The organism is Shewanella sp. Isolate8, assembly GCF_022398495.1.
In the GTDB taxonomy this organism is placed as follows: domain Bacteria; phylum Pseudomonadota; class Gammaproteobacteria; order Enterobacterales; family Shewanellaceae; genus Shewanella; species Shewanella aquimarina.
The window spans coordinates 1,768,792-1,787,854 of record NZ_JAKEVI010000001.1 but is presented as its reverse complement, the minus strand read 5'-3'; the positions used below and the strand labels follow the sequence as shown (position 1 = coordinate 1,787,854).

The 19,063-nt window shown below is 50.6% G+C and carries 17 protein-coding genes and 2 tRNA genes; 11 read left to right on the top strand and 8 right to left on the bottom strand.

The features are described from left to right. The first annotated feature begins 5 nt into the window (after positions 1-5). The gene (gene edd / locus L1D43_RS07885; protein WP_041511195.1) at positions 6-1,832 is read left to right on the top strand and encodes a phosphogluconate dehydratase; all 1,827 of its coding nucleotides are present in this window, start codon (positions 6-8) and stop codon (positions 1,830-1,832) included. A 21-nt stretch (positions 1,833-1,853) separates the two neighbouring features. After that, complete coding sequence (locus L1D43_RS07880; protein ID WP_239850584.1) at positions 1,854-2,495, top strand: bifunctional 4-hydroxy-2-oxoglutarate aldolase/2-dehydro-3-deoxy-phosphogluconate aldolase; 642 nt, start codon at positions 1,854-1,856, stop codon at positions 2,493-2,495. Between the two features lie 106 nt (positions 2,496-2,601). Here the strand turns inward: L1D43_RS07880 and eco are convergent, their stop codons facing one another. Continuing rightward, on the bottom strand, positions 2,602-3,159 hold the full coding sequence (gene eco, locus L1D43_RS07875; protein WP_239850582.1) for a serine protease inhibitor ecotin: 558 nt from the start codon (positions 3,157-3,159) through the stop codon (positions 2,602-2,604). A gap of 318 nt (positions 3,160-3,477) precedes the next feature. Here eco and dmeF point away from each other — a divergent pair, with 318 nt between their 5' ends. From dmeF to L1D43_RS07855, 4 genes are all read left to right on the top strand, one after another. Then, the gene (gene dmeF / locus L1D43_RS07870) at positions 3,478-4,536 is read left to right on the top strand and encodes a CDF family Co(II)/Ni(II) efflux transporter DmeF (RefSeq protein WP_239850581.1); all 1,059 of its coding nucleotides are present in this window, start codon (positions 3,478-3,480) and stop codon (positions 4,534-4,536) included. A gap of 29 nt (positions 4,537-4,565) precedes the next feature. After that, a complete protein-coding gene (locus L1D43_RS07865; protein ID WP_239850580.1) occupies positions 4,566-4,979 on the top strand; it encodes a MarR family transcriptional regulator in 414 nt (137 codons plus the stop codon). A gap of 468 nt (positions 4,980-5,447) precedes the next feature. Further along, positions 5,448-7,112, top strand: coding sequence for a phosphoethanolamine--lipid A transferase (locus tag L1D43_RS07860; protein ID WP_239850579.1), 1,665 nt, complete (start codon positions 5,448-5,450; stop codon positions 7,110-7,112). Positions 7,113-7,228: 116 nt separating this feature from the next. After that, positions 7,229-8,257 (top strand): GGDEF domain-containing protein, encoded by a 1,029-nt coding sequence (locus L1D43_RS07855; RefSeq protein ID WP_239850578.1) that lies wholly within the window; start codon positions 7,229-7,231, stop codon positions 8,255-8,257. Positions 8,258-8,277: 20 nt separating this feature from the next. On the opposite strand, the gene L1D43_RS07850 is transcribed toward L1D43_RS07855, so the two are convergent. Beyond that, positions 8,278-10,980: a bifunctional acetate--CoA ligase family protein/GNAT family N-acetyltransferase gene (locus L1D43_RS07850; RefSeq protein ID WP_239850577.1), complete on the bottom strand. Its 2,703-nt coding sequence runs from the start codon at positions 10,978-10,980 to the stop codon at positions 8,278-8,280. 290 nt (positions 10,981-11,270) lie between these two features. On the opposite strand from L1D43_RS07850, the gene L1D43_RS07845 reads away from it, so the two are divergent. Continuing rightward, positions 11,271-11,705 carry a DUF3718 domain-containing protein gene (locus L1D43_RS07845; protein ID WP_239850576.1) on the top strand — a complete coding sequence of 145 codons (435 nt, stop codon included), beginning with the start codon at positions 11,271-11,273 and terminating at the stop codon, positions 11,703-11,705. A gap of 109 nt (positions 11,706-11,814) precedes the next feature. On the opposite strand, the gene L1D43_RS07840 is transcribed toward L1D43_RS07845, so the two are convergent. From L1D43_RS07840 to L1D43_RS07830, 3 genes are all read right to left on the bottom strand, one after another. Beyond that, a tRNA-Val gene (locus L1D43_RS07840) sits at positions 11,815-11,891 on the bottom strand. Between the two features lie 20 nt (positions 11,892-11,911). After that, positions 11,912-11,988, bottom strand: a tRNA-Val gene (locus L1D43_RS07835). Positions 11,989-12,218: 230 nt separating this feature from the next. After that, positions 12,219-13,604 (bottom strand): MATE family efflux transporter, encoded by a 1,386-nt coding sequence (locus L1D43_RS07830; RefSeq protein ID WP_239850575.1) that lies wholly within the window; start codon positions 13,602-13,604, stop codon positions 12,219-12,221. Between the two features lie 28 nt (positions 13,605-13,632). Between L1D43_RS07830 and L1D43_RS07825 the strand changes: the two genes are divergently transcribed. Continuing rightward, positions 13,633-14,244, top strand: coding sequence for a riboflavin synthase subunit alpha (locus L1D43_RS07825; protein ID WP_239850574.1), 612 nt, complete (start codon positions 13,633-13,635; stop codon positions 14,242-14,244). Positions 14,245-14,589: 345 nt separating this feature from the next. Here the strand turns inward: L1D43_RS07825 and L1D43_RS07820 are convergent, their stop codons facing one another. The 3 genes from L1D43_RS07820 to L1D43_RS07810 form a co-directional block, all read right to left on the bottom strand. Then, positions 14,590-14,790: a CPXCG motif-containing cysteine-rich protein gene (locus tag L1D43_RS07820; RefSeq protein WP_011865833.1), complete on the bottom strand. Its 201-nt coding sequence runs from the start codon at positions 14,788-14,790 to the stop codon at positions 14,590-14,592. Continuing rightward, positions 14,787-15,527 carry an SDR family oxidoreductase gene (locus tag L1D43_RS07815; protein ID WP_345773700.1) on the bottom strand — a complete coding sequence of 247 codons (741 nt, stop codon included), beginning with the start codon at positions 15,525-15,527 and terminating at the stop codon, positions 14,787-14,789. The genes L1D43_RS07820 and L1D43_RS07815 overlap by 4 nt, the downstream gene beginning before the upstream one ends. Positions 15,528-15,683: 156 nt before the next feature. After that, complete coding sequence (locus L1D43_RS07810; RefSeq protein ID WP_239850572.1) at positions 15,684-15,989, bottom strand: hypothetical protein; 306 nt, start codon at positions 15,987-15,989, stop codon at positions 15,684-15,686. Between the two features lie 314 nt (positions 15,990-16,303). Between L1D43_RS07810 and thrS the strand changes: the two genes are divergently transcribed. From thrS to rpmI, 3 genes are all read left to right on the top strand, one after another. Next, entirely contained in the window at positions 16,304-18,232 is a 1,929-nt protein-coding gene (gene thrS, locus L1D43_RS07805) for a threonine--tRNA ligase (protein ID WP_239850571.1), read from the top strand. 3 nt (positions 18,233-18,235) lie between these two features. Continuing rightward, entirely contained in the window at positions 18,236-18,778 is a 543-nt protein-coding gene (infC, locus tag L1D43_RS07800; protein WP_041511221.1) for a translation initiation factor IF-3, read from the top strand. 87 nt (positions 18,779-18,865) lie between these two features. Beyond that, positions 18,866-19,060, top strand: a complete 195-nt coding sequence (gene rpmI, locus L1D43_RS07795) for a 50S ribosomal protein L35 (protein WP_011865828.1) — start codon at positions 18,866-18,868, stop codon at positions 19,058-19,060. The last annotated feature ends 3 nt before the right edge of the window (positions 19,061-19,063 follow it).

The window sequence follows — 19,063 nt, the reverse complement described above, 5'->3', positions numbered from 1 at the left end:
CGATTATGCATTCAGTAGTACAGTCAGTTACCGACAGGATCATTGCCAGAAGCAAAGCGACTCGCGAAAAGTATCTTGCGGCGCTGGGCGAAGCAAAAGCTAACGGCGTTCATCGCAGCAGTTTAAGTTGCGGCAACCTGGCCCATGGTTTTGCCGCCTGTAGCCCGGCGGATAAAAATACCATCAAGGCATTCAACAAGGCCAACATAGGTATCGTTACCGCATTTAACGATATGTTGTCGGCGCATCAGCCTTACGAGCACTATCCCCAGCTCTTAAAAGAGGCCTGTCACGAGGTTGGTAGCGTTGCCCAGGTGGCGGCCGGTGTGCCAGCCATGTGTGACGGTGTGACTCAGGGGCAACCCGGAATGGAGCTAAGTCTGCTGAGCCGTGAGGTGATCGCCATGTCGACAGCTGTGGGGCTTTCTCACAACATGTTTGACGGCGCCTTGCTGCTCGGGATCTGTGACAAGATAGTACCCGGCCTCTTGATTGGCGCACTGAGCTTCGGTCATCTGCCCATGTTGTTTGTGCCTGCAGGTCCGATGAAGTCAGGCATTCCGAATAAGGAAAAGGCGCGGGTTCGTCAAAAGTTTGCCCAAGGCCAAGTGGATCGCAATGCGCTGCTTGAAGCCGAATCTAAGTCTTATCACAGTGCAGGTACCTGTACCTTCTACGGTACGGCAAACAGCAACCAGCTGATGCTTGAGGTGATGGGTCTACAACTGCCTGGCTCCTCTTTCGTTAACCCGGACGATCCGCTGCGCGAAGCCCTGAATAAGATGGCGGCCAAGCAGGTGTGTCGTCTCACCGAAATGGGTACTCAATACACGCCGATCGGCGAGGTGGTTAACGAGAAATCTGTGGTTAACGGCATAGTAGCCTTGCTGGCGACTGGTGGCTCGACCAACCTGACCATGCATATCGTTGCCGCGGCGCGCGCTGCCGGCATTATCGTGAACTGGGATGACTTCTCTGAGTTGTCAGATGCAGTGCCTCTGCTGGCGCGCGTCTATCCCAACGGTCACGCCGATATCAACCACTTCCACGCCGCAGGCGGTATGGCTTTCTTGATAAAAGAGTTACTGGACGCTGGACTGCTTCATGAAGATGTGATGACGGTTGCAGGTTACGGTCTGCGTCGTTACACCCAGGAGCCTCGCCTCATCGACGACGAACTGGTTTGGGTCGAAGGCCCAAGTGAGTCCTTGGACAAAGAGGTGCTGACTGCGGTTGCATCGCCTTTCCAGGCCAACGGTGGCTTGAAACTGCTTAAGGGTAACCTGGGGCGCGCCGTGATCAAGGTCTCTGCCGTTGCCGAGTCCCATCGATTTGTCGAAGCGCCCGCTGTGGTGATTGACGATCAGAACAAGCTTGATGCCTTGTTTAAGGCGGGTGAGCTCGACAAAGACTGCGTCGTCGTGGTGAAGGGGCAGGGACCTAAGGCGATCGGCATGCCAGAGCTGCATAAGCTCACGCCTATCTTGGGCTCGCTACAGGACAAGGGCTTTAAGGTGGCGCTGCTGACCGATGGTCGTATGTCTGGCGCCTCCGGTAAGGTACCGGCGGCAATTCACCTGACACCCGAGGCGTTGGATGGCGGCTTAATTGCCAAGGTCGAAAATGGCGATCTTATCCGCGTCGATGCAAATACCGGCGAAGTGAGCCTGTTGGTCGATGACGCCGTGCTGGCGAGCCGTGAAGCGGAACAGGTCGATCTACGCAGTACGAGTTTCGGCATGGGCCGCGAACTATTCGCGGCATTGCGTTCAAATTTAAGTAGTCCAGAGACGGGTGCGCGCTGCACCACGACCATAGACGAAAATTATTAATCATTGAGGAAGCTTTTAGCAATGGCTGAGAATAACTGGTCAATTCAACCCCAAGATATTTTTAAACGTAGCCCGATCGTTCCCGTCATGGTGATTAATAAGATTGAGGATGCGGTTCCCCTCGCCAGAGCCCTGGTTGATGGTGGGATCAGCGTACTCGAAGTGACGCTGCGTACCCCTTGTGCGCTGGAAGCGATCACTAAGATCGCCAAAGAAGTACCTGAAGCCCTGGTCGGTGCAGGTACCGTATTGAACGAAGAGCAGCTGCAGCAGGCGATCGATGCCGGTGCCCAGTTTGTGATCACCCCGGGTGCCACCCCCGAGCTGTTAAAGGCGGCGATGAAAGGTAGCGTGCCCTTAATCCCGGGGGTTGCCAGCATCTCCGAGGTGATGTCGGGTATGGCGCTTGGTTACACCAACTTTAAGTTCTTCCCAGCAGAAGCTTCTGGCGGTGTGAATGCACTGAAGGCTTTTTCTGGCCCGCTTGCCGATATTCGTTTCTGCCCAACCGGCGGTATTACGCCAAGTAGTTATAAAGACTATCTTGCGCTTAAGAATGTCGACTGTATCGGTGGTAGTTGGATCGCGCCAACCGATGCGATGGAGCAGGGCGACTGGGCGCGCATCACCCAGTTGTGTAAAGACGCCATCAACGGCTTGTAATTGCTATTTAGTCGCAAATGATAAATAAAAACCTCTGCCCAGGCAGAGGTTTTTTTATGGCTAATGGCTAACTTAGCGCATTTGATCGAGAGTTAGGCAGAGGTGGCTATTTGGCCTCGCTGTATTGATAGTCACTGCTTGCCTGCCAGATGCGGTACCTTAGCTGAGCCCCGACGGGGAGATAAAACACCTTAGGTAGGCGACTGTCGTAAGCTAATGTCAGCTTCTCCGGCAGCGTAAGAAAGGCGGTCTTCTTGGCTTTGTCGAAACAGGCCATCATGGTGCTTGGTCCCTGGTGGATGGCATCGACCTGATAATAGTTGTAGCCCCAGCCTTGTACCGTATGTTGCTCAATCTCACCAGACAGACCATGCTTGTTGCAATCAACCTCTTCGTTGCGGCCGATGGCGATTTCCAGCCGATAGTCCTCTTCGTTAGCAAGCTTTGGCAGGGTGAGAATATGTTGTACTAGGCCATCGCTTGGCGCAGGAAACATCTTAGTGGCTTCTTCGCTCTGGTAGTCGCTCGCCGAGTAGCTTACTGCTACGGGCATAGTGAAAGACTCAGGCTTAGCTGGGCTGGTCGCCTGGGCACAAAACGTCGAGAGGGAGAGTCCCAGGCCGAGTAATAGGGCCGGTGTGTATTTGTTCAAGGAAAATGTCATGAAAGCTCCTAGCGTTAAATTGAACGGTTATACCAGGTATAGACGCTAGCATAGTGGAAAAGGGTTAAAAGCAAAGTGATATTTTTTAATTAGTTGTTTTTAGTTAATTTTTAAGGTGGTTCGTGACGAGTTTAAGGCGGACTGTGACGAGTCAGTCACTTTTTATCTGATGTTACTCACCTCTGTTTACTTTGAAAGTCAAACTAGTTAATATGCCGATTGTTTGATAACCAAAGTATATGGTACTGGGTATCGCGTCTCTACAAAGTATCGCGTGCCTACAAAGCCCAACCCATAACAATTAATAGAGAATTATTCATGTCCAACGTAAAGGATCATCTTGCTCCTTGGCAGCACAGTCATCAGTTTGCCAATTTAAACAGTGATGGCGAACGCAACACCCGTTATGTCCTATTGCTAACCCTGTTTACCATGATCGCCGAAATTGTCGCCGGTACCGTATACGGCTCGATGGCACTACTGGCAGATGGCTGGCACATGGGAACCCATGCTGCGGCGTTTTTGATCACCCTGTTTGCCTACCACTACGCAAAGAAGCATGCCGATAGCCCAGATTTTGCCTTTGGTACCGGCAAGGTGAGCGTGCTGGGCGGCTTTACCAGTGCCGTTGCTCTCGGTCTGGTGGCCCTGCTGATGGTGGTAGAATCGGTGAGCCGCCTGGTTAACCCTGAGCAAATCCATTTTAACGAGGCGATTTTTGTCGCAGTGATCGGTCTGACGGTCAATGTTATCTCAGTATTCTTGCTAAAAGATCATCACGGGCACCATCACCATCACGGGCATGGACATGATCATCATCACAGTCATCATCATGGTCACAGTCACCATAGCCATGAGCACCATGAACACGATCACCATAGCCATGCGCACCAACATGACCATGGCGACAAAGGCCATCATGACCATAACCTGCGCGCCGCCTACTTCCATGTGATGGCAGATGCCTTGACCTCTCTACTCGCCATCGGCGCCTTGCTGTTTGGTAAGTATTTGGGGCTGACCTGGTTAGATCCTCTGATGGGCGTCGTGGGCGCTGTGATCATCACCAGTTGGGCGTGGGGCTTGATGAAACAGACGGGGCCCATATTGCTCGATGCCAGTATAGAGAAGCAGTATGTTAAACAGATGGTTGAGTTGATCGAAGCCGAGCGGGACCATCAGGTGAGTGATATTCATGTATGGCGCGTCAGTGCCGATCATTACGCTGCTATGGTCTCAATCGTTAGCCATGAGCCTAAAGATCTGGACTATTTCAAGCAGAAGCTCGAGAAATTTGAACGTATCGATCATTTGACGGTCGAACTCATCACCTGTCGCCAAAGTGCCTGCCAAAGTGCCGATAAAGCAGAGATTTAGGATTTTTTAAAAGGAATAGTGCGTTAACCATGAATAATGATCTATTGAGCCACACCATAGTCGAATTTTATGAAAAGCTCTCTTCCTGGGAGATGGCCGTAGTTAAGGATGCCGGCCACTCCTTGCCTCAGATCCATGCGGTCGAGATTTTAGGCGCCAATGGTGACCTGCGCATGAAGGAGCTGGCGGAGAAGATGGGGATCACCACTGGTACTTTAACGGTGCAGATAGACAAGATGGAGCAGGCGGGTTTAGTGGCGCGTAAGGCGCATCAGCAGGATAGACGCTCTATCTTGGTTGGACTAACCGAGCAGGGTCAGGATGTCTATCGAGAACACGATCAGCTGCACCATGGGTTGTCCGATCAGTTAACCGCTAAGTTCTCCGATAGTGAACGTGAGCTCTTGCTGAGTTTCTTTCAGCGCATGAATAACGAATTTTAATGCTAGGTTTTTAACTTGAGGTTCCTACACGCCCGTAATATCACTTTTTTTTCACCTCGGGCGTGTAAACTCCAAGTGTTCATTCATAACCTTGAAGCCTTGCCTGTTAACTTCGCCCGTCGTTGTTAACACATATGGTCGTTAACACGCTACTTATGTTAACACTCATACTTGTTAACATAAGTAGCTCAGCATGGCATATGTCTGTAAAAACAATTACATTTGTTTGTCAGGGTGTTGGCTGGTAACATTGTTGCAGCATTTTTGCGTCACTGCTATTTCGATACTCGCCATCCGCTCTGAGTATGACTTGCCTCATGACTAATGCTTCATTACTAATAGCGATTTAGTGCTGAAATCTATACATGAAGAGTGCAGTGACCCTAATTGATTCGCAGGCCCTTCGATTGGGTGACTAGGTTAGTCTTTTGAACGTGATTTTTCGTTTATTTACAGAGAGAACACTCAGTGCTGTCACGCGTTAAAACTCTATCGGCGAACCAGTTTACGCTGATAACCGCCTTATTTTATGTTTGTGTGTTTAACATTCCGCTATTCGGTATCGTCCAGCAGGGCATAACGAATCAGGCCGAGGTAAACTACCTCTTCATCGCCACCATACCCTTATTTCTTATCTTCGCGTTAAGTTTCATCTTTTCGCTTTTTACGGTTAAGTACCTGCTTAAGCCGTTTTTTATTATTGTTACTCTGATCTCCTCCAGCGTGTTTTTTGCCGCGCTGCAGTATGGCGTGGTGTTCGATTACGGCATGATCGAAAATACCGTGCAAACCAACAGTGCCGAGGCCTTAACCTATCTCAACTGGTCGTCGATATTGAACTTTATCCTGACCGGGCTGCTGCCGGCGCTGCTGATCTTTAAGGCCGATATTGTTTACAAGCCTTTCGTGAAAGAACTTCTGCATAAAGTCGCCTTCATGTTTGCCATGCTCGCCGGTATCGCGGTGATCGGCTTCTTTTACTATCAAAACTACGTGTCCTTCGGTCGCAATAACGATCAGATGAAGCGCTACATAGTGCCCACCTATGCCATAGGTTCGATGATAAAATATGTGAAGGTGAACTATTTCCAAGAGCCTTTGGTATATAAGGCCCAGGGCCAAGACGCCAAGAACCTCACCAAAGATGAGAACGGCAAGCCTAATTTGGTGGTGGTAGTGGTAGGCGAGACGGCCAGGGCGCATAACTATGAGTACTATGGCTATGATAAGCCGACCAACGCCCATACCAAGGCCTTTGACATGATTCCCTTTAGAAATACCGAGTCTTGTGGCACGGCCACCGCGGTGTCGCTGCCTTGTATGTTCTCAAGCATGGACAGAAAAGATTACGATGCGCGTCGGGCGCAGGCTCAGGATACAGTTATAGATGTCTTGGATCATGCCGGTATTTCGCTTGATTGGCTGGATAATGACAGTGGCTGTAAGGGAGTTTGCGATCGCGTCAAACATATCAATATCGAACTCAACAGCGATCCGGCGCTTTGTGACGGTCACTATTGCTACGATCAGGTGCTGCTTAATGAACTCGATAAACGCCTTGCGCAAGGGGTAGCTCAAGATACTCTTATCGTACTGCATATCATAGGTTCACATGGCCCGACCTATTATTTGCGTTACCCTGAGGCCCATCGCAAGTTTGTTCCCGATTGTCAGCGTAGCGACATTCAAAATTGTAGCGATGAAGAGCTGATGAATACCTACGACAACACCATCTTATATTCAGACTATATCATCGCCCAGGTGATCTCACGCCTAGAAGCTCAAGAGGGTAATGCGGATACCGCTTTGCTGTACCTGTCGGATCACGGCGAGTCGCTAGGAGAAAGTGGCATGTATCTTCATGGCGCGCCTTATGCTATCGCGCCGGATGAGCAGATCAAGATCCCTATGCTGGCCTGGATCTCGCCCGACTTTGCTGCCGAGAATGGAGTAGATAAGCAGTGTCTGCGCGATCTTGCGGGCAAGGGCGGTTTTTCCCATGATAATCTCTTCTCAAGTCTATTGGGCTTGATGAACGTGTCGACCGAGGTCTACCGCAAGGAGATGGATATGTTTGCAACCTGCCGAACGAAAATAGTGGCTTTGCAACATAAAAACAACAAAAAGAGCTGATAAGGCTTAAGATTTTCGTTATTGTAGAGATTGTGCCTTCATTCATGGTGTTACGCAAATGAAGGCTCCTAGTGTGCGCTAGTGTTTCTCTAATAATATCAATGGCGAAAATCTCTATGAATTTGGCTAAACAAATCTCTGAAACCGAACTTTCCGCTAAAATTCTTCGTCATGCGGTTCCGCGCATGTCCGAACTCAATATTCCTGTGACCCCAGATAACTATGCCGTTTGGTATGAGTATTTTCGCGGTGTCAATTTAGATCTCAAACGCGCCATCGACAGCCTGGTAGCGAGTCGTGCCGCTTTTACGGCCGAGGTTAATGCCGGTCTCTATAACGGTTTTATTCGAGAGCAATCACCGGAAGTGATCGAGAATGTGCAGATAGAGACGCAGATCTTAATCAATAATTTTATGACCCGTTTATCTGAAGTCACCGCAGGCACGGCGCAGTTTAACTTAAGCCTGACCACTTTCCAGCAGAACATCAGCCAGGACCCAGATCCCCAGACGCTCGAGCGCCTGGTCGATACCCTGGCCGAAGAGGTATCTCAGGTCGTTACCAGTAACCGCGAGATGGAAGCGAATCTTAAGACGATGAATCAGGAAGTCGCCGCCTTAAAGGCCGAGATGGAAGATCTTAATATCGCAGTGATGACAGATCAGCTGACCTCGCTGCGTAATCGCCGCGCCTTCGACGAGGAGGTGCTGGCGCACATCCAGCAATTTAGACGTGAGCAGCGCCTTAGCAGCCTGCTGCTGGTCGACATCGATAATTTTAAGCAGTTCAACGATACCCATGGTCACTTGGTGGGCGATAAGGTATTAGCCTACATAGCCCTCGCATTAAAACAGGGGGTGAAGGGGGACGACTTTGTTGCGCGTTATGGCGGTGAGGAGTTTGTGATCTTGTTGCCAGATACCGACCACTCGGGAGCCATGGTGGTGGCTGAACAACTGCGTTCCCGTATTGCCGAGCGCCATCTGAGCATAGGCAAAGATAACAAGCTCTCCTTAGGGGCGATCACCGTCTCTATCGGAGTGTCGACACTGCGCCAGGACGATGACAGAGAGTCGTATATCGTGCGCGCCGATGAGGCCTTATACAGAGCCAAGTCGGCGGGCCGAAATTGCGTAAAAGGTTAGCAACCTAAAAGGGATAGCGTTCAGTCCTGTTTCGGTTTGAGGGGCATATCCATTTTGATCAGGTGCTCCTCCATGTCGAAGGTTACGCTAAAGCCCAATTTTTTGGCCAGGCTCGCCATGTTGCGGTTTTCAAACATGGTAAAGCCAGTCAGCAGCTCAGTGTCATTGGCCTTGTAGTAGGCGATCAATTTTTCCAGCAGCAGTTTACCTATGCCGATCCCCTGATGGTCGCTGCGTACCGCCATGGCGAACTCTGCCTCGGTATTATCTGGGTCGATGGAGGCCCTGACCGCACCTAGGGTAATATCGTCGCCGTCGGCTCCCTTGGTGGTGGCGATGAAGGCCATCTCCCGCGCATAGTCAATTTGGGTGAGTACCGCCATCTCTTCGTGGGTCATCTTAGATCGCACGCCAAAGTAGCGTTTATACCTGTCTTCGTCGGAGAGAGAGTTATCGAAGGCCAGGTGTTTGGGCTCATCCTCGGGCAGAATGGGTCTGAGCATGATCTTAAGACCATTCTTCAATACCGCGTGTTCCTCTAGCTCCTTAGGATAGGGGCAGATGGCTAAGCGATTTGGGGTGTCCTGGGCATTGGCGTTAAGCTGGATATTCACATCCAATAGGGTTATCTGCTCGCCGGCGCACAGCACAGGGTTGAGATCTAAGCCCGCAATCTCGGGGCAATCTATGATGAGATGCGAGATCTGAGTCAGCATGACACATAGGGCGTTCATGTCTAAACCCAGAGGCAGGTGTCTGTCTTTTAGCTTATGGGTCTTCAGCGCCTGGATCACCATGTAGCGGGCCAGCGTCATGTTCAGTGGCGGCAATGCAACCGCCGCATCTGTGGTGGGTTGCCATTCGGAGCCACCTTCACCGAGTAAGATCGCCGGACCAAACACAGGATCATGGGTAACGGCGACGCGGATCTCCTGCGTGCCGGCGGTTAGGGCCATCTTCTGTACGATAAGGCCCTGTATGTCGGCGTCCTGGTTGAGCGAGTGTACCCGGCCGACCATGGCATCGGCGGCCTGCAACACTTCCTGGTGGGAGGTGAGATTGAGCGTGACGCCGTGCACGTCGGATTTATGGTGAATATCCGGCGATTGAACCTTAAGGGCGACGGGATAGCCTATCTGCTCGGCGATCTCGGCGGCGCGCTCTGCGCTGGCGGCAAAGTGTGTCTCTATGGTGTTTAACCCATAGGCTTTAAGTATGGCGCTGGCTTCGTGAGTCTCGATAACCTGCTTGTTTGCACCAATCGCCTGTTGCAGTAGCGAGCGGGCCAACTGTGCATCGGTTGGGATATTATCCGGTATAGATTGCGGCACTTCCTGCAGTAATTTTTGGTTACGCCTGTATTCGACCATGTGCATAAAGGCACCGACTGCGCCCTCTGGGGTGCGATAGGTGGGCACCCCGGCGCGGTTAAAGAGTTTTCTTGCCTGATAGGCCGAGTCTTCACCGCTCCAGTTAGTGAGCACATTGACCTTGTGACGCCTCGGATGTTTTGAGACGAGCTCTATGATGCTGTTAGCTATCTCTATGCCATTTCCGAGGGCCGAGGGTGAGTGCAACACCAAGATGGCGTCGGTGACATCGGCATTCATCAAGATGTCCAGGCTCTGGGTATAGCGTTTCGCATCGGCATCACCGCCGATATCCACGGGATTTTGTCCCGACCAGGTATCGGGTAACAAGGCATTGAGCTTATCGAAGGTATCATCGTCCAGGGTGGCTGCCTTACCACCGCCCAAGATGAGCTGATCTAACCCCAGCACGGCGGGGCCACCGCCATTACTGAGAATGGCGAGCCTCTCACCCTGTAACGGCGCGGAGTGGGCCAGGGTTTCAACGGCGGCAAAAAGCTCCACCAGATCGTTGACCCTCAGCATACCCGCGCGTCTAAACGCGGCCTCGTAGACGGCGTCGTTACCCACCTCGCCGCCGGTGTGGAGCTTGGCGGCCGTGGTGCCCTCAAGGCTGCGACCCGATTTGATCACCAATATGGGTTTATTGCGCGCGGCAGCGCGGGCGGCCGAGAGGAAGTGACGCTTCTCGTTAACCGAGTCTATGTAGAGCATGATGGCCGTGGTGCGCGAGTCTCGACCGAGAAAGTCCAGTAGCTCGTCGAAATCGATGTCGGTCGCATCTCCCAGGGAGATAAAGGACGAGAAACCAATCCCCTTATTGTTGGCCCAATCGAGCACAGTGGTGCAGATGGCGGAAGATTGTGACACGAAGGCGATTTTACCGGGCAGGGCGCTGGTGTGTGCCAGGCTGGCATTGAGCCCTAAATTAGGCAACATCATCCCCAGGCTGTTAGGACCAAGGATCCGCATGCCATAGCGTTTGGCATGGGCGCGTGTCAGGGTTAACAGGTTTTGGCCCTCTTCATCGAGTTGGTTGGCCATGCCCGAGGCATTGATGATCGCCACCTTACAACCAAATTGAGCGAGTCGCTCGACGATGGCGGGTACACGGCTGGCTGCAGTGCAGATGATGGCCAGATCTGGCTTAAGGGGCAGGGCTTCGATATTGGGATAGGCCAAGACACCCATCACGGCATCATATTTAGGCGTCACCGGCATGATAGGCCCCGAAAACCCGCCAGACAGTAGATTGCGCATCACCACATTACCGGCACGTTTGGCGCCATTGGAGGCACCTATGATGGCCACCGACTTAGGTTTAAATAGGGTGTGTAATGTACGCTGGCTCATTCCCGGCTCCTGTTGTCACTCGCCAAGGGACAGTGTAACTCAGTTGTACTTTTTTTCTCTAGGATTTTAGTAGGATAAGCCCCACCCAAACGTTAGCTCTAGGCCGCTACACAGCTTGCAACACTTTGACATCAAGGGTTAACAACCTTGGCGACACTTTTAGGCTTTACTTGAGATGAGCTGATTTGGTGAGGCTGGTCTTCTTTGCGTCAATATAGGCGTCGCCTCGCCTAATCAGTAACATCCTGACGTCACAGTGCCGTTTTCCTTAACGGCTCAAGGAGTTCAACATGAAAACAGGGGCGTTTTTTTCTATCGGTGTGGCCGTTACGGCGATTGGCTTAGCCTTGAGTTCGCCGCAGGTTTTAAGCGAAACCTCGGCGGTCGCCACTCATACCAATCCTCACTATCAATTTGTGGCACGAGACAATAGTGTCGAGACCAAGATCTGTATTGCGGCGGGTAGCGATAACAGTTCGGCGCTAAAACGCAAATTGGTTAACTATGACCACAACATGCGCTTTGGTGTGAACAGTATTTCCTGTAATGGCCTGAGTCTGGCGCAGTTCTCTCATAAATATCAGGCGCAGCAAAGTTATCTCTTCCTCGAGCGTCACTCCTCTATCGCCAATAGGGTGAAGACCAAGGTGAGTATTATCGATCTTGCCGGCAATCAATCTTTTGCTGGGGGGGAACCGATTATGGTGATGGTTAGTGCAAAGTAGGCTAGGTTTCGAGTGATTGAAACGGGGGCAGAGTTGGTCACTGATGGAGCTGAGTAGGCGACAGGCATAAAAAAACCAGCTTGCGCTGGCTGATATCCATTTTACAAGATGGTACAACCGAGTGGATTCGAACCACCGACCCCCACCATGTCAAGGTGGTGCTCTAACCAACTGAGCTACGGTTGTACTGGTATCTCTTGTAAAATTGGTACAACCGAGTGGATTCGAACCACCGACCCCCACCATGTCAAGGTGGTGCTCTAACCAACTGAGCTACGGTTGTACTGCTTTACCGTTCACGACCTGTCGGCCAGCGAACGAGCGCTATATTACGAGGGATGTAAGGTGAGTTGCAAGCAAAAAATCGTAATTTTTCAATCAAGCGGTGATTTGCTGTGCAACTTGATCTATTTAACGCCAAAGCGGCGGTAAATTCGGCAAAACTTACAACTAGGAAACTAGCCAAGATGATGATTATAGAGTTAAACATCACCTTGGCGGTTTTTGTGATGGCTATAAATCTGTGTGACTAACGGGCTGGTCGACCAAGGCGAGTTGTTTTGGGTGCCTTTGAATATGCTTCAGCCTTAAGGCAAAAAGCAGCGCCGCGCTGGTGAGGCCAGCAATCAAGCCAATCCAGAAACCATGTGCCCCCATAGCTGGCACCAAGAGTTCGGTCTCAGCCAAGAGGTAACCTAGTACCATGCCAATGGCCCAATAGGAAATCAGGGTAATGTAGAAGGCGCTGCGGGTGTCGTGGTATCCCCGCAAGGCACCCGCCGTGACAACTTGTACCGAATCAGACAACTGATACAGGGCGGCCAGGAACATTAGGCTACTCGCTAAGGCAACTACCTCTGGGTTTTGGTTATAGAGCAGCGCGATCTGAGTGCGAAACACCACAGTGAAAACCGCGGTGCAGGCTGCCAGACTAAAGGCGATAATCAGACCGACTTTAGTCACCAGTTTAGCGATTACAGCCTTATCTTGTCCCAGATAGTAGCCAACCCGAATCGAGACCGCGATACCGATAGAGAGGGGCAGCATAAACACGATTGATGAGAAGTTGAGTGCAATCTGATGGCCCGCCACGACGTCGGCGCCCAATGGCGCGAGTAACAGTGCGATGATGGCAAACAGGCTGACCTCGAAAAACAGTGCCATGGCGATGGGCATGCCGTGCTTGGTCATCTTCTTCATAGTTGCCAGATCTGGCAGGTGGAAGGCACTTAAGGGGGCTAGGGCTGCGAAGCGTTTATGGCGCTGCATATAGATGATCATGGTGATGAACATGGCCCAGAACACTAACGCCGTTGCAAACCCACAGCCTGCACCACCCATCGCTGGCGCGCCTAAATGGCCATAGATGAAGATATAGTTGGCCGGAATGTTCACCGCCAGACCAACGAAACCTATCACCATGGTAGGCAGCGTGTAGGAGATCCCTTCGCTGCAGCCACGCAACACCTGATACAGGACGAAGGCGGGCACGCCCCAGGCGAAGCCGTGGAGATAACGGATGCTCAGTTCTGCAAGATCGGCAGATAATCCCATTAATTTAAAGATCTGTGGCGCAAAAAGCAGAAAGGCTATGACAACAGCGGCGCCGATTATGGCAATATAGGCTGCCTGATAGGCCATTGGCCGGATGGCGTTTTGATTATCGGCGCCATGGTGGCTGGCAAAGACTGGGGTAAAGGCAACCAGCAGGCCCTGTACAAATAAGAGTGCCGGCAGCCAAAGACTGCCACCGATGGCCACCGCGGCCATATCCAAAGCGCTGACCCGTCCGGCCATGACGGTATCGATAAAACCCATCATGGTTTGGGTGACCTGGGCGATGAGCACAGGCAACGCGAGATGGACGAGCTTTTTGGCTTGAAAGCCGAATTGATTCATGAAAACGCCTTAATGCAGAGAGTAAAAAATGTTTACAGGTATTGTTCAAGCCACATGTGAAGTGGCGGCTATTCATAAAAAAGATGGTCTTAATACAATCGAAATTGTGATGCCATTACACCTGAAGGAAAACTTGCAGCGGGGTGCAAGTGTCGCCAATAACGGCGTCTGTCTGACCGTTACCGAGATGGCTGATGATAGGGTGTTTTTCGATGTAATGGAAGAGACTTTAAGGCTGACCAATTTGGCCAATCTGTCGGTAGGTAGCAAAGTTAATATCGAACGTTCATTAACTTATGGCAGCGAGATAGGTGGTCATGTGTTATCGGGTCACGTGCATACCCAGGCGAGGGTGGCCGAGGTGAGTCATACCTCCTCCCATTTCGACATCTGTCTCGAAGTCGAACCAAAATGGATGAACTACATCCTCTATAAGGGGTTTGTCGGCGTAAATGGTTGTAGTCTGACCGTGGGAGAGGTGAGTGAGTCGGGTTTTATGCTGCATCTCATTCCAGAAACCCTGGAGATCACTAACTTAGACGAAGCCAGTGTTGGCGCCATGCTCAACATAGAGATAGACAGCCAGACTCAGGCCATAGTGGATACCGTAGAGCGGGTACTCGCCAAGCGCCTGGGCTAGGGCCTGTTGACCTTTTGAGAACAATTTTTGTTCTATTTGAGCACGTTCAAATCGCGGCATGAGGCTTGAAGTATAGTTATTCTATATAAAAGCCGAGTAACAAAGAGTTGAGCGTGCTCAATACGAACCCTGCTGGCAGCGTCTGTATCATTTTTCTACTGCGTTATCACTCATTGATGTAGCACACCACATTACAATCGCTCTGCCTTGTATAAAAGCGATACGGAATGCTGCAAAAATGAACGCGAAAGATAAACAGGCCCTAGTGTTTTATTTGCTTTAACACGCACATGCACTTAATCAGTCGTCTATAAGAGGCTATTGGCGCATGTCAGTCTTGTTTGGCTAATAATATTGCTCATCGTCTGAGTCGACATAGACTTCAATTTTTTGCCGGGAATCATCGATATGGGTTCGAAAATGGATGGGATTACAGCAGACCCGGCAATCATCGTAGTAGTCCTGATCCCCACAACTGATATCTAGGTTGATATGTTGATGATGTCCACAGTGGGGACAACAGATCACTTTATCAAAAATTTTCATCCGTCGGCTCCTGTATATCCGGTTGCGCTGCGACCGCCATCGATGGCGATCACCTGGCCATTAAGGTAAGGACTGTCTAGGATGAAGCATACCGTATTGGCGATATCCTCGGGCCCGCCAGCTCTCTGTAGAGGAATAGCCTGGGTGACCTTGGCGATAGCGGCTTGATCGCTCTTGGATGGCCAGAGTATCGCACCGGGCGATATCCCATTGACCCTTATCTTAGGCGCTAACTCTTGTGCCAGGGCGCGAGTCGCCATCTGTAGTCCTGCCTTAGATATAGAGTATAGCCCATGGTGTTTTAAGGGGCGCTCGCCGTGAATATCGACTAGGTTGATGATGCAGCCTTGGTGGCTCGCCAGATTATCGCCAAGGGCCGTGGCTAACAGATAGGGGGAGAGCAGATTAAGGTTTAACAGCCGCTGGCTAGACGACCAGTCAATCAGGTTATTGTCTGGCATAAATAAAGAGGCGTTGTTAACTAAAACCCCAAGCGGGAGTCGATGGACGTTAATGTGCCGAATGAGTGTGTCTATACCCGGTTCATCGGCGAGATCCGCCTTTACAGTCTGGCAAGAGTTAGCCCGAACAAGGTTTAGTTTCTCTGCAAGGGAAATGGCCTCGACCTCGGAGCCATTATAGTGCAGCACAATGTTAAACCCTTTGTCGTGCAGGGCTAATACAATCGCCTGACCGATACGTTTTGCGCCGCCGGTTACCAGTGCCCATTTGGTCATTGTCATTCCATTTGCTTAGTAGTGTTTAAACAGGATCTTGGATGACTTTTCCTCACATGGCAATAGTATGATCCCGTTAAGCAACAGCATTGCCCCTTAAGGTGACAAGACGAATAAGCATCTAAAATATCAAGGCGTTTAGGTTAGTTTTTATACCTAACGACTCTGACTTGCTAACAAGGCTTGCTCTGTGCCTTGCTGCGGCAGCTCGGCGTGTAGCGCCTTGAGCCGTTTATCGAGTTCAAGCGCGATCTCGGCTTCCAGTTGACTGACATTGAGGGGTAATGGTGGCGATTGTTTTATTATCTCTTGTCCTACTATCTGCTGTCCTACTGGTCGCTTTTCTAGGGTTTGCGTTTCTGTGAGCGGCGCAGCTGTCTCAAGCATAGAGGCGCCCCGTGTACCGTCATTGGGGTACAAAGGCTGATACAAGAGGGCGGTTAATAGAATAAGCTTCATCATGGTTGGGCTCCTTAGTGAGTTAGCCTTAACGATATGGCGGCTAGAGTAGGGAGCGTCCATGACTGTTAAATGACATACAGATGGATAATTGGTGACAGATCCCATCGCGTGCGCTTCACATTGAATACTAGTCTCTAATTTAAGCCTTAGCAGCGGCCTTAAGCCTTGCGATTTACCTTATGCAGCCCTAGAATGACAGGCCTGCGCTGAAGTAGATCAAAACTCCGGTAATGTTTTGCGCTTCAGTTGCTTAATTTTTTCTCAATATGACCAAGTGGCCCTACGTAGGGGTCACCACTGGATAAGGATAATACATGCCTGTAATTACACTTCCCGATGGCAGCAAGCGCGAGTTTGCTAACGCCGTTTCTACCCTGGATGTCGCCGCGGACATAGGTCCTGGTCTCGCAAAAGCCTGTATCGCAGGCCGCGTCAATGGCGAGCTAAAAGATGCTTGCGATCTGATTGAGACTGATGCCGAACTGGCAATCATCACCGCAAAAGACGATGAAGGGTTAGAGATCTTACGTCACTCTTGTGCTCACCTCTTGGGCCACGCCATTAAGCAGATGTGGCCTGAGACCAAGATGGCCATCGGCCCGGTGATCGATAATGGTTTTTACTATGACGTTGATCTCGACCACAAGCTGACCGATGAAGATGTAGCCGAGCTAGAAAAGCGCATGCTGGCATTGGCTAAGACAAACTATGACGTGGTGAAGCGCGTCGTGAGCTGGCAAGAAGCCCGCGATACCTTCGAGTCACGCGGTGAAAGCTACAAGATGGCAATCTTGGATGAGAACATCAGCAAAGACGATCAGCCAGCGCTCTATCATCACGAAGAATATACCGACATGTGTCGTGGTCCCCATGTACCTAACATGAAGTTCTGCCATCATTTCAAATTAATGAGTGTGGCCGGCGCCTACTGGCGTGGTAACTCAGACAATAAGATGCTGCAGCGTATCTATGGTACGGCTTGGGCAGATAAGAAGGCCCTTAAGGCGCACCTGACTCGCCTTGAAGAGGCGGCTAAGCGCGACCATCGTAAGATAGGTAAGCAACTTGACCTCTACCATATGCAGGAAGAAGCGCCAGGTATGGTGTTCTGGCACAACGATGGTTGGAGCCTGTTCCTCGAGCTTGAGAAGTTCATTCGTCAGAAACTGGGTCAGTACACCTATCAAGAGGTGAAAGGCCCCTTGATGATGGATCGTGTATTGTGGGAGCGCAGTGGTCACTGGGATAAGTACTCCGAGGCGATGTTCACTACTCACTCTGAAAACCGTGAGTATGCCGTTAAGCCGATGAACTGCCCGGGTCACGTGCAGATCTTTAACCAAGGCCTCAAGTCGTATCGCGATCTGCCACTGCGTATGGCCGAGTTTGGTTGCTGTCACCGTAACGAGCCGTCGGGCTCTCTACATGGCTTGATGCGCGTTCGTGGCTTTACCCAGGATGATGCCCATATCTTCTGTACCGAAGAGCAGGTTCAGCAAGAGGTCAGTGGCTGTATCAAGATGGTCTATGACACCTATGCGACCTTTGGCTTCCACGATATCGTGGTGAAACTCTCTACCCGTCCAGAGAAGCGTATCGGTGATGACGCCATGTGGGACAGGGCAGAGCAGGCGTTGATGGAAGCACTAAAAGCCAACGATATCGAGTATGAGATCCTTCCGGGTGAAGGGGCCTTCTATGGTCCTAAGATCGAATTTACGCTCCATGACTGCTTAGACAGGGCGTGGCAGTGCGGCACAGTGCAGCTTGACTATGCATTGCCTGGACGTCTTGGCGCGACTTATGTTGCCGAAGACAACAGCCGTCAGACGCCTGTGATGATCCACCGTGCTATCTTGGGCTCACTGGAGCGTTTCCTGGGTATCCTGATTGAGGAATACGCTGGCAAGTTCCCAACCTGGTTGGCGCCAGTTCAAGCTGTTGTGATGAATATTACAGATAAACAGTCTGAATATGTTGACGAAGTGGTCAAATTATTTAAAGATCAGGGAATTCGTGCCTCGAAAGACTTGAGGAATGAAAAGATTGGCTTTAAAATACGCGAACACACCCTAAGGCGTGTTCCCTATCTATTGGTCGTGGGCGATCAAGAGATGGAAAATAGGGAAGTCGCGGTGCGAACCAGAGATGGTGTTGACCTAGGTAAGATCAAAATCGATCAATTTGCCGCCATGGTCAAAGAACAGATTTCGCTCCGTAGTCTAAATTTGTTGGAGGAATAGGTCATAAAGATCAAGAAAACAGACGTGCGTAAAGCAGCGGCGAATAGAATTAACGAGCTCATTGTTGGCGTTTCAGAAGTACGCCTTAATGGTTTAGACGGTGAAACTATCGGCATTGTAAGTCTGCGCGAAGCGCAAGAACTTGCAGATGAAGCCGGCGTAGATCTCGTAGAGATCAGCCCAAACGCAGAGCCGCCTGTATGTCGCATAATGGACTACGGAAAGTATCTTTTTGATAAGGCTAAGGCCCAAAAAGAGCAAAAGAAGAAGCAGAAACAGATACAGGTGAAGGAAATAAAATTCCGTCCCGGTACTGACGAAAACGACTATCAGGTAAAACTACGCAACCTGAAGCGTTTTCTAGAAGACGGCGACAAGGCGAAAGTAACGCTGCGTTTCCGTGGTCGCGAGATGGCTCACCAGAGTCTTGGTATGAATCTTTTGAATCGTATTAAAGACGACCTGGCTGAGATAGCAATCGTGGAGGCTTTTCCAAAAATGGAAGGTCGCCAGGCTGTGATGGTACTCGCGCCGAAAAAGAAATAGTAAGGCAAATTTAAAAGTAGCAGAGACCTCTCTGAGGGACTCTGCTCGCCTTGCGTTTTATTAATTTCCCAATGCGGAGTTTTAGCAATGCCTAAAATGAAAACAGACAAGGGTGTACAAAAGCGTTTTAAGAAAACCGCTAACGGTTTTAAGCGCAAGCAAGCCCATTTACGTCATATTTTGACCAAGAAGAGCACTAAGCGTAAACGTCACTTACGTGCTAAATGTTTAGTTGCGAAGTCTGATGTGCCAGCAATTGCACGTCAACTACCATACGCTTAATTA

Excerpts from the sequence above, each read along its gene's own strand:
- L1D43_RS07830 (WP_239850575.1), bottom strand. The coding sequence starts at position 13,604 with ATGAATCAATTCGGCTTTCAAGCCAAAAAGCTCGTCCATCTCGCGTTG.
- edd (WP_041511195.1), top strand. The coding sequence starts at position 6 with ATGCATTCAGTAGTACAGTCAGTTACCGACAGGATCATTGCCAGAAGC.
- L1D43_RS07810 (WP_239850572.1), bottom strand. The coding sequence starts at position 15,989 with ATGATGAAGCTTATTCTATTAACCGCCCTCTTGTATCAGCCTTTGTAC.
- L1D43_RS07880 (WP_239850584.1), top strand. The coding sequence starts at position 1,854 with ATGGCTGAGAATAACTGGTCAATTCAACCCCAAGATATTTTTAAACGT.
- dmeF (WP_239850581.1), top strand. The coding sequence starts at position 3,478 with ATGTCCAACGTAAAGGATCATCTTGCTCCTTGGCAGCACAGTCATCAG.
- L1D43_RS07820 (WP_011865833.1), bottom strand. The coding sequence starts at position 14,790 with ATGAAAATTTTTGATAAAGTGATCTGTTGTCCCCACTGTGGACATCAT.
- L1D43_RS07855 (WP_239850578.1), top strand. The coding sequence starts at position 7,229 with ATGAATTTGGCTAAACAAATCTCTGAAACCGAACTTTCCGCTAAAATT.
- thrS (WP_239850571.1), top strand. The coding sequence starts at position 16,304 with ATGCCTGTAATTACACTTCCCGATGGCAGCAAGCGCGAGTTTGCTAAC.
- L1D43_RS07815 (WP_345773700.1), bottom strand. The coding sequence starts at position 15,527 with ATGACCAAATGGGCACTGGTAACCGGCGGCGCAAAACGTATCGGTCAG.
- L1D43_RS07845 (WP_239850576.1), top strand. The coding sequence starts at position 11,271 with ATGAAAACAGGGGCGTTTTTTTCTATCGGTGTGGCCGTTACGGCGATT.
- rpmI (WP_011865828.1), top strand. The coding sequence starts at position 18,866 with ATGCCTAAAATGAAAACAGACAAGGGTGTACAAAAGCGTTTTAAGAAA.
- L1D43_RS07825 (WP_239850574.1), top strand. The coding sequence starts at position 13,633 with ATGTTTACAGGTATTGTTCAAGCCACATGTGAAGTGGCGGCTATTCAT.
- eco (WP_239850582.1), bottom strand. The coding sequence starts at position 3,159 with ATGACATTTTCCTTGAACAAATACACACCGGCCCTATTACTCGGCCTG.
- L1D43_RS07865 (WP_239850580.1), top strand. The coding sequence starts at position 4,566 with ATGAATAATGATCTATTGAGCCACACCATAGTCGAATTTTATGAAAAG.
- L1D43_RS07850 (WP_239850577.1), bottom strand. The coding sequence starts at position 10,980 with ATGAGCCAGCGTACATTACACACCCTATTTAAACCTAAGTCGGTGGCC.